At 45.9% G+C, this 16,313-nt stretch carries 14 protein-coding genes; all 14 read right to left on the bottom strand.

Annotated features, from left to right (window positions below):
* Positions 1–71 precede the first annotated feature (71 nt).
* Positions 72–494, bottom strand: coding sequence for a hypothetical protein (locus MC7420_RS04240; protein WP_006099040.1), 423 nt, complete (start codon positions 492–494; stop codon positions 72–74).
* Between the two features lie 378 nt (positions 495–872).
* Positions 873–2,156: a nitrogenase cofactor biosynthesis protein NifB gene (nifB, locus tag MC7420_RS04245; protein ID WP_006098909.1), complete on the bottom strand. Its 1,284-nt coding sequence runs from the start codon at positions 2,154–2,156 to the stop codon at positions 873–875.
* A 111-nt stretch (positions 2,157–2,267) separates the two neighbouring features.
* A complete protein-coding gene (locus MC7420_RS04250) occupies positions 2,268–3,749 on the bottom strand; it encodes a nitrogenase component 1 (RefSeq protein WP_006098919.1) in 1,482 nt (493 codons plus the stop codon).
* A gap of 212 nt (positions 3,750–3,961) precedes the next feature.
* Positions 3,962–5,329 (bottom strand): nitrogenase iron-molybdenum cofactor biosynthesis protein NifE, encoded by a 1,368-nt coding sequence (nifE, locus tag MC7420_RS04255; protein ID WP_006098778.1) that lies wholly within the window; start codon positions 5,327–5,329, stop codon positions 3,962–3,964.
* 219 nt (positions 5,330–5,548) lie between these two features.
* Positions 5,549–5,854, bottom strand: coding sequence for a (2Fe-2S) ferredoxin domain-containing protein (locus MC7420_RS04260; RefSeq protein WP_006098833.1), 306 nt, complete (start codon positions 5,852–5,854; stop codon positions 5,549–5,551).
* Positions 5,855–5,991: 137 nt separating this feature from the next.
* A complete protein-coding gene (gene nifK, locus MC7420_RS04265) occupies positions 5,992–7,368 on the bottom strand; it encodes a nitrogenase molybdenum-iron protein subunit beta (RefSeq protein WP_006098996.1) in 1,377 nt (458 codons plus the stop codon).
* Positions 7,369–7,524: 156 nt separating this feature from the next.
* Positions 7,525–9,144 carry a nitrogenase molybdenum-iron protein alpha chain gene (nifD, locus tag MC7420_RS04270; protein ID WP_006098789.1) on the bottom strand — a complete coding sequence of 540 codons (1,620 nt, stop codon included), beginning with the start codon at positions 9,142–9,144 and terminating at the stop codon, positions 7,525–7,527.
* Between the two features lie 102 nt (positions 9,145–9,246).
* Positions 9,247–9,642, bottom strand: a complete 396-nt coding sequence (locus MC7420_RS04275) for a P-II family nitrogen regulator (RefSeq protein ID WP_006098855.1) — start codon at positions 9,640–9,642, stop codon at positions 9,247–9,249.
* A gap of 116 nt (positions 9,643–9,758) precedes the next feature.
* Positions 9,759–10,118 (bottom strand): P-II family nitrogen regulator, encoded by a 360-nt coding sequence (locus MC7420_RS04280; RefSeq protein ID WP_044205063.1) that lies wholly within the window; start codon positions 10,116–10,118, stop codon positions 9,759–9,761.
* A 90-nt stretch (positions 10,119–10,208) separates the two neighbouring features.
* The gene (gene nifH, locus MC7420_RS04285) at positions 10,209–11,033 is read right to left on the bottom strand and encodes a nitrogenase iron protein (RefSeq protein ID WP_006099029.1); all 825 of its coding nucleotides are present in this window, start codon (positions 11,031–11,033) and stop codon (positions 10,209–10,211) included.
* 521 nt (positions 11,034–11,554) lie between these two features.
* Positions 11,555–12,502 carry a Fe-S cluster assembly protein NifU gene (nifU, locus tag MC7420_RS04290; protein WP_006098987.1) on the bottom strand — a complete coding sequence of 316 codons (948 nt, stop codon included), beginning with the start codon at positions 12,500–12,502 and terminating at the stop codon, positions 11,555–11,557.
* Positions 12,503–12,663: 161 nt separating this feature from the next.
* Positions 12,664–13,893, bottom strand: coding sequence for a cysteine desulfurase NifS (gene nifS / locus MC7420_RS04295; RefSeq protein ID WP_006098912.1), 1,230 nt, complete (start codon positions 13,891–13,893; stop codon positions 12,664–12,666).
* 153 nt (positions 13,894–14,046) lie between these two features.
* Positions 14,047–14,514, bottom strand: a complete 468-nt coding sequence (locus tag MC7420_RS04300) for a NifB/NifX family molybdenum-iron cluster-binding protein (protein WP_006098948.1) — start codon at positions 14,512–14,514, stop codon at positions 14,047–14,049.
* A gap of 1,008 nt (positions 14,515–15,522) precedes the next feature.
* Entirely contained in the window at positions 15,523–15,900 is a 378-nt protein-coding gene (locus MC7420_RS34835; RefSeq protein WP_006098774.1) for a hypothetical protein, read from the bottom strand.
* Between the last annotated feature and the right edge of the window lie 413 nt (positions 15,901–16,313).

Consider the following 16,313-nt stretch of genomic DNA (forward strand, 5'->3'; position numbering starts at 1 on the left):
TGGCTAACTATTCAGACGGGGAAGAGATCCAGAACAACATTGTAGAGACGTTGCATGCAACGTCTCTACAACTACTGATACCGCCGTCTTGCTCGCCTTGCCAAGGCTTGCTGCAATTTTTCTTCCAGTTCCTGAATTCTAGTTTCATGACGATTGAGTTCTTGCTGTTGCAGCAGCAGAGAAAGTTTCAAATCTTCCCAGCGTTGGGTATACGTTGTCCATTGCTTTTCCAGATATGTAAAGGCTTGGAGAATGTTAACAATTGGTCCGGCTGTCGTCGAATAAACTTGACAAACTTGTCTATCTGAAGTGACCTCAATTAAGACCAGCATACCTTTATTAATATGCTTGACTTGGGTGGCGATAATTACTTCATCTTGAACCGTGCGCCAAATTTGTCGGCTTCTTTCTTGGCAATAGGCTTGCAGTTTAAGTACCGTTGCCCGACTGCCAATCCAGGAATGATTTTTTTTGACTTCAGCTAAATACAGCATAATTTTATCCCTTTAATGTGCTTAGAAAAACTATTGCGGAGATGCATCATTTATGGCATTTAATGATCAGATTAAGGTGATTATTGTTATTGTTTATCATTAAAAATAGGCATCTAGTATTCCAAGCTACAAATAATTGCTTAATCGCTCTTTGTTATTTTTATTTAAGATTAAAAAAATTATAATTAACTGTAGGGTGGGTTAGGCGATAACTCCATGAAGCGGAATAACTATTTAATCAGATATCCGCCGTAACCCACCAATAATAAGGGTAAAAAGGACATAGAATAACGGTGCGTTACGCTTTGCTAACGCACCCTACAATTTGCGGTGATAAATGGCAGCGTTTATGGCGAAAACAGCGCAACTACAAACGGTTTAACCACAACCTAAGCCACTCCCGGTACATTCGCCAACTTTACCCGCTGCAACTTGCCGTTTGCCTTTCAGCTTTGACAAATCACTTCCTTCATAAACGGCTTGTAATCCCGTCTCAATAAAACCGCTCATTTCTACCGGAAGCACACCACACTTGGTCAAAATTTCTTTCGGGTTATCGCCAATACTACTGGCTAAAATTGCCCGACAATCTTTTAGCATATTCGCGACTTTTTGCCACCGTTCAAAACCACTTCCACGGTCAGGGGCGAGGCGTTCTTCTACTAAGGTAAAGCCTTGATCCGTTTTCTGCCAAATCTGAAACTGATCCACTTGACCTAAATGCTGATTCACCAGAATTCCTTCAACGGTTGCTACAGCGACATAAGGGCGTTCTTTTTCTTCAATGGGAATCACTTTCTTGGAACAAGCAATCAAACACCCGTGGAATTCTTCGGACTGATCTGCCCCTAAAAGTCCCACAGCATCCGCCCGACAGCGCGTGCAATGGCGCATTTGCGGTAAATATTCCTCGCATTCTTTGCGGATTTTCGCCATCATAATTGCATCGGGTTCAGTTAATCCCTCAAATGGCGTTTCGGCGGTGGGATACATCGCCATGGCATTAAATAAATCTGCCCCCAATTCTGCCATGGCTTTGGCGACTTCCACCACATGATGGTCATTAATTCCGGGCATAACGATGCAGTTAATTTTAACCGTAATCCCGGCAGCTTTCAATCCTTTGACGGCTTCTAATTGCCGTTCTAAGAGTAGTTTTGCGCCTTTTAATCCCTGATAAACGGACTTTTCATGGCGTACCCATCGGTAAACTTTGCGGGTAATTTCTGGGTCGATCGCGTTGATGGTAACGGTAACGTGACTGACGCCAATTTCGGCAATTTCGTCGATATATTCGGGTTTGAGATTTAACCCATTGGTCGCCAAGCAGAGGATTAAGTCGGGAAACTTTTCCCGCAGCAGCCGCATTGTACCTAAGGTTTCCTCTGGATTGGCAAAGGGATCACCAGGACCGGCAATTCCAGCAACACTGATTCTCGGTTCTTTTTCTAATACCTTTTCCATGTAAACAGCGGCTTGGGCGGGAGAAAGAATAGTGCTGGTGACACCGGGTCTACTTTCGTTAACACAATCATATTTGCGATTGCAATAATTACATTGGATATTGCATTTGGGTGCTACAGGTAAATGGACTCGTCCGAACTGTCCTTTTACCTTGACATTAAAACAAGGGTGATTTTCTAAGTTAATTGTAGCTGTCATGGTTTTCTCTCCTGAAGTGATGAGTTTAATTTGCGGAAACTTATCAAGACTAAGTTAGTGACGAATGATTACTTGTGAACGAATGACGAATGACGAATGACAAATGCAAAATCAAAGATAGCCATACCCCACGGGTGAATCAGCTTGCTTCTTCTCGATAATGGCATTCACAATCCGATCTAACAGGTTCTGAGTCCCGCGATACCCCAGATGTAGCATCCGCTGTCCGCCAAAGCGATCGTGAATGGGGAAGCCTACGCGGATTAGGGGAATTTGCTGTTTTTTAGTCAAGGAATATCCTTTGCTGGTTCCAATCAACATATCGGGGTCTAGACTTTCGATTTCTTCAGAAATTTCGTAGAAATCAAATCCTTCTTTAACGATTGGTGGTTCGCTGACAATATCAGACGTAACCGCGTTAATTGCGTCCTGAAACTGTCCACTATTTCCTCCTGATGCACATAATACTATCTTCATGCCAATTTCGGCTAAAAATGCCGTTAATCCGACACATAAATCTTCTTCTCCATAAACAACTACCCGCTTACCAAACAGATATTTATGGGAATCAACATAGGCATCCACTAACCGTCCCCGTTCCAGTTGATGTTTTCTCGGTGTCGCACACCCAGAAACCTCTTCTAGGGCTTCAAAGAAGCGATCGCACTCTCGCAACCCAATCGGCATCCCCAAGGCGTACAGGGGAACACCGCAGCGTTCAGCCAGAAGTTGACCCCCAGAATTCCCAGTCCGTTGCAACACTTGACCGAACTCAATCGTGGCGTCAGAATGTCCCATAAGTTGAATCGCCGCAATTGGCGTTCCCCCTTCTGGAATCTTTTCATAGTCCATTTGTGCGGGGGCGTCTAAGGTTTCTGAGATATCCGGTAGGATAGTTCCTGGACAATTAAAATCATCGAGAACTTCTTTTAGATAACGGATATCGGCTGGAGAAACTAATCCCGGTAAAAGATTGACTTTGGACGTGTTGAGTATGTAGGGGCGGGTTTCACTACTATCCTTTTCTGTTTGCTCAGATGTGAATAAACCCGCCCCGACTCCTGGGGATTGGGAAGACGTTTTGGGTTCGACTGTTTCCGATTCAACTAACTGATCAATAACTGCCCGCACTGTGGCATGAAAGCCTTCGATATGGGTGCCACTATAACTGGGGGTGGAGACATTTAACAAGGTTGGTAATTCCTTGTCGCCAAATTCTTCCTTAAACTCTTTCAACAACCCACTGACATTATCGCCAATGGTTTCAGTTAAGCAAGTGGTGGCAATTCCTACAACTTTTGCGCCATATTTATCCATGACATTGAGGATACCTTTTTTCAGGTTAGGTCCTCCGCCATAAACGGCGTGTTTTTCACTCAAGGAAGATGAGGCAATGTCAATGGGTTCGCGAAAGTGACTAATGATATAACGCCTCATGTAAGTGGCGCAGCCTTGTGATCCATGGAGAAAGGGAACGGTTCCTTCTATTCCCCGAAAGGCAATACAAGCGCCCAGGGGTTTACACAGTTTACAGGCGTTAGTTGTGGAAACGTAAGCTTCGGTTTTTTGCTTAATTTTGAGTTTCTTAGACATGGTTTTATCGGTGGCAGCGAATTCGGTAATGGTTTATCATTTCAATCCTGGAATAATGGTGCGTTACACTACCCTTTGGAAACGCGGCGTGAACGCTAACCCTACAACTTAAGTTTGAGGAATAATGGTGCGTTACGCTTCGCTAACACACCCTACAACTTGAGGCACTAAAGTGCCTACTACGAACAACCCGTTTTAACGGGTTTAAGCTTTTAGCCGGAACTTGAGTTCAAGGCTTGATTTTTACGCGGCACAAATCTCCAGACGGGAGACATAACGGTACTATGTACTTCCTTAGCAAAATTCACCATTCCCAGAAACCCTTCTAACGCTTCCTTGCGTTCATGATTGTGGTCGCAAAATCCTAGTCCTAACTTATAGGCAATCGGTCGTTCTTTCACGCCGCCGACAAAGATATCAACATCTTTTTCTTTTAAAAATGCTGAGAGTTCTAATGGGTTAGAATCATCCACAATAATTGTGCCTTCGTCAGTAACTTCGTGGAGTTCTCGGTAGTCTTCACTGGTTCCCGTTTGCGAACCCACCATCACCACATCCATGCCGATAAGTCGGAAGGCTTTAACTAAGGAAAAAGCCTTGAACGCACCGCCTACATAAATCGCCGCTTTTTTACCTTGCAAGTCTTTGCGGTACTCTTGCAGTTTAGTATATAACAGGGTTAATTCTTCCCGCACTAAGTCTTGAGCGCGTTTGAGAATTTCGGGGTCATCCTCGAAGAATCGGGCGACTTTATACAAGGCTTCCGCCATGTCTTCGACACCAAAGTAGGACACTCGTAGAAACGGAGTTCCATACTTTTCTTTCATCATCTTGGCTAAGTCCATCGTCGCCCCAGAACACTGAACCACGTTCAATGCAGCGCCGTGCGATCGCGCGATATCTCCAACTCTACCATCGCCTGTGATATTGGCAACAACCTGGACACCCATGCGTTCAAAATATTCACGGATAATCCAAATTTCTCCAGCTAAATTAAAATCACCCAGAATATTAATACTGCGGGGAGAAATTCCGGTAGTATCCCCTGTCCCCACTAAGCGGAACATGGCAGTACAAGCGGCATTATAGCCCGCCCGTTTGTTGCCCTTAAATCCTTCTGATTTAACCGGAATTACGGGGATATTTTTTTCTTGACTAACTCGTCTACAAATCGCTTCTAAATCATCACCAATAATACCCACAATACAGGTGGAATAAACAAATGCCGCATTCGGGTGATGGCGGTCAATCAGTTCCGTTAACGCCTGATAGAGTTTCTTCTCACCCCCAAAGATGACATCGCGTTCTTGTAAATCCGTGGAAAAACTCAACCGATGCAATTCTGGACCCGATGAAAGCGCCCCGCGAATATCCCAGGTATACGCCGCACACCCGATTGGTCCATGGACTAAATGAACCGCGTCAGCGATGGGGTATAAAACAACGCGAGAACCACAAAATACGCAAGCCCGTTGGCTAACTGCACCAGCAAGGCTGTCTTTGTTACATTCCAGGTCAAATGGTTGGTTTCCCTTGCGGTGAATTTGCTTTTCACGTTCTTGGAAAATAACAGGTTCCATATCGTCAGGCTCACAAACGTTGTACAAAAATGCTTTTAGAAGAAGCGGAAAAGGCGGGGAATAAGTAAGCCCCGACACCCGCCAAGAACTCAAGTTCTTGGCTTATAGCTCAAGTCGTCTTTAGACGACTGGAATTCTTTCGTGTAGGGGCGACCCGCTTGTACAAATCAACAACTATATCCATTCAATTGACTCAGGTCGCCCTTTACTATCTGAGATTTAACTAACAAACAGATAATCCTCAGCAAGTTTGCCGTCTTCTAAGGCGTCGAGGATTTCGTCAATGGCTTCTTCATCAACATTGCCGTACCAGTAATTATCTGGGTAAACCATCATCACAGGTCCGTTGTTGCACAGATTCATGCATCCCGTTGAGGAAACCAGAGCGTCTAAACCGCGATCGGTTATTTCTGATTCGAGATACTGAATTAAATTAGTAGAATCCTTTTTCTGACAAACTCCTTTCGCGTTGCCATTGACTCGGAAGCTGGAACAAACGAAGATATGGTGTTCAGGTTTCTGCATGATAAACCCCCTTAAAAAGGATGAAAAATTAAGGATGATTTTTGAGTTTTTCAGGACTAACTCAAACCTTGGAGTGGGGCGGATTTAGTCACATCAGGTGACACCAATTATCCGAATTAACCCGCCCCTAAAGCGTTCTAGCGAACCAATTCAAACAGCTCATCGGGAGCATCCCGGTCGAGGCGTTCGAGTAAGGTGTTGCAAATATTAGAGAGCAGGTAGATACCGCCCCAGTAGCAAGCTGTGGGAAAATAGCTGTGACCAACGCGATCTAAAATGGGGAAACCGAAGCGCACGATCGGAATATCTTCATCACGACCGATATACTTGCCGTATTCATTGCCTAACAGCAAATCGACTGGCTCATTCTTAATCAGTTGATGCAAGTAGAACAAGTCTGCATTAGCCGCAACCACAGCATCAGGAACGGTATCCTTGAGGATATCTTTGACTCGTTCTTCAAAACGTTTCCCAACCGGGCTACCCGTAATCACGTAAACCGGTAACATACCGCAGTCTACGAGGAACTCAGTCGCAGAGATCACCTGGTCAGGGTCACCATATACCGCAACCCGCTTGCGATACAGGTACTGCTGCATATCCGTCATCACATCAACCAACCGTCCCCGGTCATCATTGAGCGACTCAGGTGGCGTGACATCACTGAATTCAATCAAGGCTTGGACAAAGCGGTCAGTGGCGCGAAGACCAATGGGTAAGTCCAGAACACGAGACGGAACTTGGCACTTGTTTTGCAGGGCTGTCGCGGCGGCTTCTGAGGTAAAATTACCCAAGGCTAAGGTGGCAGTGCTATTCCCGGTGTCGATTAAATCGGGAATCGGTGTCCCGCCTTTCGGGTACATCTGAAAATCACCCGTTTTCGGTGTATCCACCACATCCGAGGTATCCGGGAAGACAATCGCGTCAATCCCCATTTGGGTCACTAACTGCTTAACCGCCCGTACATCGGAGGGTTCGACGTAGCCCGGAATAATGTTGAGCTTGTTATTCGGCGTCTCGGTTTTTGCCGATAAATAGGTCACCATCGCCTTGGTCATATTCGACCAGCCGGTGACATGAGAACCGACGTAGCTGGGAGTATTGGCATGAATGACGTATTTGCCTTCGGGAACTGCCCCAGATTCACGGGCTTGGCGGATAAATGTGGGTAAATCATCGCCAATGGTTTCCGATAAGCAAGTGGTGCTAACTGCCACCATATCCGGGTTGTACACGGTAAAAATAGTGGTCAGAGCTTGCTTCAGGTTTCCGCCACCGCCGAACACAGAGGAACCCTCGGTAAAGGCGCTGGTTGCAGCCATGATGGGTTCTCTGTAATGGCGGGTCAGGTGAGACTTGTGGAATGAACAGCAGCCTTGGGAACCGTGGGAGTTGGGCAAGCAGCCGTGAATTCCTAATGCGGCGTACATTGCACCAATAGGCTGACAAGTCTTAGCCGGATTGATTCGTAGCGCCTTGCGTTCAACGATTTCTTTAGGGGTTGCTTCTAACATGATTCTGGTTCTCCTTTGTGGGTTTAAGTCTGTAGGGGCGGGTTTCACTATTAACGTTGCTTGTTCAACCTAGATGTGACTAAACCCGCCCTGCTCGCAAGAATTAACGGATAACTTTTTTGCTCTCAGACGCGCCATGGCGCGTCTCTACATTGGCTAGTTCTGCCAGGGAGCTTTAACTAACTTCCAAGTGGGGTTGTTAATCCGCATATCGATATCTTTGGCGAAATTAACCGCACCTTGGAATCCGGCAAACGGACCGCCGTAGTCGTAGTTGTGAAGTTGCTTACAAGGAACGCCAAACTTCTCAATCACATACTTGTCCTTAATCCCGGAACCGACGATATCGGGCTTGAGGCGCTTAATCAGAGTTTCTAGCTCATGATGGGAGATGTCATCAATCATCAATGTATCTTCACCCATCTCCGAAATCATCCCCTCGTACCGATTCAGGAACCCTTCTTCTTTAAGCTGCTCCACCCATGCTGGGTCAGCCGTTAGTTTGTAGCGCTCTGGGTCTTTTTCGACACGCAACTCTTCGACGTTACGGGAGTCGGCGTCTACTTTCAACGGTAGAACTTGACGACCTTCGTAGTCATCCCGGTGAGCGAACTCATAGCCAGCAGCAATGGTTTTGATGCCTAAGTCTGCAAACAAGTCTTGGTAGTGGTGAGCGCGAGAACCGCCCACAAACAGAATCGCACTCTTGCCTTGCAACCGTTCCCGAATCGGGGCAATTTCCGCTTCTGCGGCAGCCACTTCTTCAGCAATCACCTCTTCAATGCGCTGGGTAAGTGCCTCATCATTAAAGAATCGAGCAACCTTACGCAAGGACTTGGCAAACGCTTGAACGCCGATGAAGCTGACCTTTGTCCAAGGAACCCCAAACTTGGTCTCCATCATCTCCGCCATGTAGTTAATTGAGCGGTGACACATGACCAAGTTCAACTTAGCTAAATGGGCTTTCGTCGCTGCATCGTAAGTGCCATCACCACTGAATGTAGCAATCACATTAATCCCACACTTCTCAAGCACCCGCTCAATTTCATAGGAATCGCCGCCAATGTTGTACTCACCCAAAAGGTTGACGGTGAAGCCTTCAATTTCTTCGTCTGTTGCTTCGCCTTCACCCACCCAATTTTTAAAGAAGCCATTGTTGGCGATGTGGTGACCCGCAGACTGGGAAACGCCTTTGTATCCTTCGCAGTTAAATGCGACCACTGAAATGCCGAGTTCTTCAGTCATTTCTTTGGCAACGGTTTGGATATCGTCACCAATTAACCCTACTGGACAGGTAGCTGTGATGGTAATCGCATTGGGCTTGAAGATGTCATAGCCTTCCTGAACGGCTTGACGCAGCTTTTTCACACCGCCGAAGACAATATCAGAGTCCTGCATGTCGGTGGTGACACAGTAGCTCATGTAATTCTTGCCATCTTCACGGCTACGATACTGATTGCGTCGCGTCATCCAGGTGTAGTAAGAACAGCCCACTGGTCCGTGAACAATGTGCAGCACATCACCAAAGGGACCAACAACCACCCCTTTACATCCGGCAAAGGCACAGTGTCTGGTGTTGAGAATGCCAGGAACGGTTCGCACATTCGCCTGAATTTCCTGTCCTTCGATGGACGGGTCCCGCATCACGATATGCTTTGCCCGTTTTCTGGCAACTTTGGCTGGGTAGGGCGATACCATCTCTTTGGTAACGTCTTTCGGGTCTACTTCATACGTCGCCTTTTCTAATTTTAAGGTATCTGAATCATGGGGAGTCATAATCGTTTTCTCCTGTCTTAATTACTTTCCTAGAAGGGCGGATTTAGTCAAGTTATCGATGTGTACCAAGTAAAACCCGCCCCTACATTTCGCGGGGAAACCTTAACCCGTCATTTCATCAACCGCGACGGCTCCTGTTTCGCCGCTGCTAACGCGGACGCTATCCTCAACGGGCAGAACAAAGATTTTTCCATCTCCTGGGTTGCTGGTCTGATTGGCTTGAATCAGGGCGTCAACCACTTGCTGAACGTTGTCATCGGGAACCACCAAACTGAGCATCCGTTTGGGAATTAAACGGTGTCCTTGAGCCAGAAGGGGCAGCAAATCACTGCTATCTTGGGGATTTTCATTAATGGCTTTCGCTAACTGAAAGTCCACGGCTTGCCTGCCTCGACCGACTACTTTCACCGCTGTCACGGACGGAAAACCAGCTTTACTTAAGGCGGCTTTCGTCTGGTTAATTTTGTTCATCCTGATGACAGCCAGAACTTCTTTCATAACCTTAAACACTGAGATTTACTCTCGTGCCTCCTAACATAAACCGGGGAGTTCTCTTGTAGAAACCGTTATTAACGATTTCTACAAGAACAATGGATACAAAATGGGTCTCATTTTTAGCGCGTAGCCAGCGCAGGTTCTTTCTTACTCGAATCGGTTTTTCCGGAGCTGATGGTGTAGACTTCTTCTACAGGACTGACAAATATCTTGCCATCGCCTGCTGCTCCTTCGGCTCCCGTGCGAGCGCTGCTGAGAATTGCCCGAATCACAAACTCTTTTTCGGTATCGGGAACCACTACCATTAACAACGCTTTGGGGAGTTCATCATAAAGCACATTACCAATTTTCAATCCCCGTTGTTTGCCTCGACCAAAGACATCAACTTTGGTAACGGCTGGATAACCAGCGTCCAAGAGCGCTTTCATAACGTCGTCGCTCTTTTCCGGTCGAATAATCGCTCTCACCATGATAGTCATGGGATGTTGCCTCCAAACAATTGTGCTTGTATTTCAGCGGTGGAAGATGTGAGAATGTTTGTAACCTTCCACCTGCAACACACTGCATCTTTAGCCGTACAAACCGAATTTAACAAGTAGTTGTTCCAACTCGTCATTCTTCATCGGTGTGGGAACGACATGATTGGTGTTCTCATCAATCGCTTTAGCTAAGCTGCGATAATGACCGGCTTGCTCGCAATCGGAGTCATATTCAATCACCGTCTTGCGGTTCAATTCTGCCCGTTGAACCATATTGTCGCGAGGCAAGAAATAGATCATCTGAGTGCTGAGGGATTCAGCCAATGCTTCGATAAGTTCAGCTTCCAGATCAACCTTACGGCTGTTGCAAATCAAACCGCCTAAACGAACACCGCCAGATTCAGCGTATTTTTGAATGCCTCGGCAAATATTATTAGCAGCATACATTGCCATCATTTCGCCAGAGGTAACGATGTAAATTTCTTGGGCTTTACCTTCCCGAATTGGCATGGCGAAACCGCCGCAAACCACGTCACCTAGTACGTCGTAGAAGGCATAATCAAGACCTTCACTTTCGTCATAGGCGCCGAGTTGTTCGAGCATACTAATTGAGGTGATAATACCTCGACCCGCACAGCCTACGCCCGGTTCTGGACCACCGGATTCTACGCAGAGGGTTTTGCCATAGCCTTCTTTACGGATTTCGTCGAGATCAACGTCGTCGCCTTCTTCACGTAAAGTATCTAACACACTCTTTTGGTGCAAACCACCGAGCAATAAGCGCGTAGAATCTGCTTTGGGGTCACAACCAACGATCATGACTTTGCGACCGAGTTCGACAAGTCCAGCCACTGTATTTTGTGTGGTTGTGGATTTACCGATTCCACCTTTACCGTAAATAGCAATCTTCCTCATTTCAGACCTCCATTAGGATCAATTTTTTTGAGGTTACATCATTAACATTTAATTGAAGTTGATTCGGAGAATTATTGTATGTTCAACTATCCGAAATCTTCAAGTCCATCAAGAAACAATTGAGCGTTTATCCTGGCAACGTTTTTTGTTTTCCTGATGATTTAATAATAGAAATTAAATCTAGAAGTAAAAGTGTATTTCGCTACATAATCAGAGTTTTATTGATTTAGTTTTGATTCGCTATTTTTCTGTTTGTAACAAGCCCTTGATCTTTCTATGTAAACGATAGATTAATGACTTGTTTGCAATTTATTTAAATCTTTAGTTATTGTTAAATAGTGACAATTAACACTGTTTTTAATTCATATTTATCAAGGTAAATGTTGCTTACGTGTAGAATTAATCCAACCTGTTATCGTTCAAAAAAATACCCTTGGCGATTTACCAAGGGTTACCTATACAACGGAGTTACGTTAAAACTTGTTCAGTCAGAAACTAAAGTCAAAATTTGCACATTAAAGTTAAACCACGGCTTCAACCATAAGATTAGGAGAGACTCGTTCTTGCAGCCGTTTTTCGATCGCCATCTTCAGGGTAATCATTACGCTGGGACAGCCATCACACGATCCTTTGAGAATTACCTTAACGCGATCGCCTTCTACATCGTATAACTCGACATCCCCGCCATCATAGGCTAATGTGGGACGGATTTCCGTTTCCAGAACCTGCTGAATCAAGGTAATTTTTTGCAAGTTCGTCAGGGTAGCAGGAGGTGGCGATGTCTCCTCTTTGACTGGGGAAGTCGATGGAGTCGTTGTCGCGACGGCGGGTTGAGGAATCGGTGCGGATAGCGACGCGGCTGTATTTAATGTCTCCTGTTCTTGAGTCACCTCAATCACCAGATCATCAATCTCTGCTAAACATGATCCACACCCCCCACCCGCTTTAATGTAATTGGTGACTTCTTCGGCGTTAGTGAGGTGATTTTCCCGAATCAGTCGCTTAATCTTCGCGGAACTAACCCCAAAGCAACTACACACCAAGGGACTTTCGTCCTCTTCCTCCGGTCTAACCGGAATCCCTTTATAATCAGAGATTGCCGCTTCTAGGGCTTCTTGACCCATAACCGAACAGTGCATCTTCTCTTGAGGTAAGCCCCCCAAATAGCTAGCAATCTCACGATTTGTCAGTTGCAAAGCCTGATCAACCGTCATCCCCTTAATCAAATCTGTTAATGCAGAGGAAGACGCGATCGCACTCGCACAGCCAAAGGTTTGAAAACGGGCATCCAGAATGGTATCTGTTGTGCTATCAATCCTCAGATACAAGCGCAACGCATCGCCACAAACAATACTGCCAATTTCGCCAACCGCGATCGTTTCCGTCGTCGTACAATCTTGAGTCGCGATCGCGCCCATATTGTGAGGATTATGAAACAAATCCATTACTTTGTCAGTGTAGTCCCACATGGCTTATTCTCCCGTTATTTGTCATTCGTCATTCGTCATTACGTAAAGTCGGGGCGGGTGTAGGGTGCGTTAGCGAAGCGTAACGCACCATTTCAAACGTTAGTGGTAAAACCCGCCCCTACAACTCCCACATCTTCCAAACGTTCCACTACAAACCCTGTTCATTTCACTGTCTCCATAACCCCTCTCCCCTGTTGCTCCCTGGCTGTCTGAAGCCAACCCTGTTCTTCGTCGGCTTCATTCTTGAAGGGGGAAATCGTTCGCAAGCGTTCTACAATTGCTGGCATTACTTCCAACACCCGATCGATTTCGGCTGAAGTGGTATATCGAGACAAACTAAAGCGAATCGAACCATGGAGAAGCGTGTAAGGGAGTCCCATCGCCCGCAGCACATGAGAGGGTTCTAATGATCCAGACGTGCAAGCCGAACCCGACGAGGCGCAAATCCCAAACCGATCCAGGGACAGTAAAATGGCTTCGCCTTCGATATACTTAAAGCCAATATTCGTCGTATTCGGTAGCCGCATCGACGGATGACCATTCAGTTGACAATCCGGAATCTGACTCAGTAATCCTTGTTCCAAGCGATCGCGTAATTCCTTCACCTGGGTAACTTCTTCCGTAACGTGCTGGATTGCCAATTCTGCGGCTTTCCCCAGCCCAATAATGGCTGGAACATTCGATGTACCCCCTCGACGCCCTCGTTCTTGATGACCCCCAATTAACAGGGGACGAAAGCGCACGCCTTTGCGAACATACAGTACGCCAATCCCCTTAGGTGCATGAAGTTTATGACCGGAGAGAACCAAAAAATCAACAGTACTCTCGCTCATATTTAAGGGAACTTTCCCCACCGCCTGCACCGCATCAACGTGGAACAAAATGCCCCGTTCTTTAACAATTTGCCCAATCCGTTCAATTGGGAAAATCGTCCCCGTTTCATTATTGGCGCACATCACCGAAACCAGCGCCGTGTCGTCGGTGAGAGAGGCTTTCAATTCCTTGAGATCAATCAATCCTTTGCCATTAACCGGGAGATACGTCACCCGATAGCCTTCTTTTTCCAGTCGTTTGCAAAGTGTGTAAACCGCCGGATGTTCCACCGCCGTAGTAACAATATGCTTCTTGTCCGGTTGGGTAATCAACGCCGCACGAATCGCCGCATTGTCTCCTTCCGTACCGCAACTGGTAAAGATAATTTCTGTCGGTTGAGCGCCCAATAATGCCGCAACGTTTTCTCGTGCTTGCTCTATATTGCGGGCTAATTGTCCACCAAACGTGTGCATGCTGGAGGGATTTCCATAATATTCACTCAGATAAGGCAGCATCTCCTCCAGCACAGCCTCGTCTACACGGGTGGTGGCATTATTATCTAAATAAATTACACTCATAAATCTACCTATAGAACATCAGTTTAGGAATCGAATCCGATGCTAAAATTCCTGTAAAATCGTAACCAAAGATACAAAATACTCCATGTTTGAATCAGGGCGGGTTTAGTCAAGGGATTGGTTTTTGTCAAACGTTAGTGGTAAAACCCGCCCCTACGACATTTGATATTGTTCATAAAAGTCCAGCACTACATTTTCAATCACATCGTAGGCTTCAACGCACTCAATTCCCTGCGCTTGCAATTGTTCCTTGGGACAAGCACCAATCTTAGAAACGAGAACAGCTTGGCAATCTGAAAGCGTTTGCAGAATATTGTCGAGTACATCGGCTTCGCCATACCCGCCTTGGCAATAGGGAGTTACGGAACGCCGCTCAATACAATGGGCTTCATCGCGATTCACTTCATAAATCTCGAATTCTTTAGCATGACCGAAATGTTGATTAACCAAGCCACCGCCTTTACTGGCGACAGCGACGCGGATTTTAGTCCGATTGGCGACAGAGGATGTATTTTCAGTTCGAGTCGCGTTCAGGAATTCTTTAGGCTCTTTGCCCGTTTGTCGTTCCTGATGTCGTTTCAAGTCGTATTCAGATTTCATCTTCAGACTGTTGGTGTTCATGACATCCTTCCTCCTCCGGTGTCCTCGAATCGCCTAATCGTCTCAGCGTAGCCAATCCAGTAACTGTTTGAGTCGTAGGCTTTCGGCATTGTCTGATTAAAAGATAAATGCACCCTTAACACCCAACGCCAATACTTAAACAGTTAAGTATGAAGGAGTTGATTGAGCATCCTTCATACTTGAATTCCGGCGATAGTTGTTTTTATAGCAGCTCGGTTGAAAAAGGGTATTCGGTTCGCCTGGGGTTAAGACTTATTAGATTAATTGCTTATGTACTCATCCCCCTAAAGTCTGATTACAGAGGCATTTCAAATTTCTTTGGGGGTAGGGGTTCTAGTATTTTCGGGATGGGGTGCAAGTATTTAATGGGTGGGGCGTTAGAGTTTTTGTACTCACGCTCAAAGCCTATTGTAGTGAGGGATTGAGCTGATTTTATTCGGAGCTTTTACTGAGTACAGATTTGTACTCAAAATGCTTATCGGTTAAATCTAACGTTTTACCTTGAATGGCATTTCTGTATCTAAATTAGCATTTTTTTGCGGAGTCTGCATTTCTATCGATTTTTTTTAGATTTCCCCCATTGGTGTAGATTGGGTTGAGGAACAGGGGTTGTAGAGACGCGCCATGGCGCGTCTGGGAGATGGAGAAAATGTAGGGGCGGGTTTTACCATTAACATTTAGTTTTCACCCTGATGTCACTAAACCCGCCCCAACGGATTAAGCTGTCATGCATTTAAATTGGGAATGGGTAGCGAGCATGGGAATGGGTAGCGAGCATGGGAATGGGTAGCGAGCATGGGAATGGGTAGCGAGTATGGGAATGGGTAGCGAGCAAGATGCAAAGCCTGCGGCATGGCTTCGCTTAACGCACTACAAGGATTTCGCCATTATTGATATTAAGGTTTAAATGCCGAACAGCTTACCAGCATTCTGCGACAAAGGACAAAGTAAAAGAAATCTTAAACCAAATTCTTGACTACATGGAACCTATCTTATAAGGAATTGTTTTTACTTAACTGGCGTATAATCCCAGCCATAAATGCGGTAACGTTCTGAAGCTGGAAAAATAGAATCGTTGTTAACCGTGGTAATGCTCAGTTGATTACCCTGCTCGTCTTGAAAGATAAACTTACAAAAACCCAGACCCGTTCCAGAGCAGTCTTCTAGCTCGTGCCATCCTTCTACCTGGTGTATATGGTTCCTGACTGGTCCAAATTCATTTTCCAGCTCAAACGTGGCAGGTTGCCATCCTATCTGGATGAGTTCTTGTCTTAAAGCCCGATAGGACTGATTCTGGTTAATGTGGGGTAATGGTAATCCCAAGGCTTTCTGGACTGATAAGAGTGATGCTGAGAAACTTAAAGCATATATTAAAAACGTCTTCATCTTAAACCATTTCCTCTAGGTTGATTCTACTCTTTTATATCCTCTTTGTCCTTTCAACTGCTCATCGGGGCGGGTTTAGTCTCCTCTTGCGTTGATATGCTCCCGCCGAGGTAAGCGATGTCCTGAGCTACGAGCTGAACTTCGACAGAACTTCGGCGTGAGCGCTCGCCGAACGTCCAAAGTCTTGTCGAAGGGTCAAGACGTTGAATTCTACTCTATGAGTCGTTTTAAAAGCGGAGTGCGAGGGATTTTGGCAAGTGGAGTGCGATCACATCCCACCTCACTCGCTTGGTTCGTTTCAAGGGAACTACGCTATATACAGCGTAGCTGTGTAAGTCCTGAACATGTTAATCCTTATGGGAAGTACTAGTGTAATGTGGAGGTAGGATTGAATAGGACTGAGTTGAGACCGT

The sequence above is a fragment of the Coleofasciculus chthonoplastes PCC 7420 genome (genome assembly GCF_000155555.1).
Lineage (GTDB): Bacteria > Cyanobacteriota > Cyanobacteriia > Cyanobacteriales > Coleofasciculaceae > Coleofasciculus > Coleofasciculus chthonoplastes_A.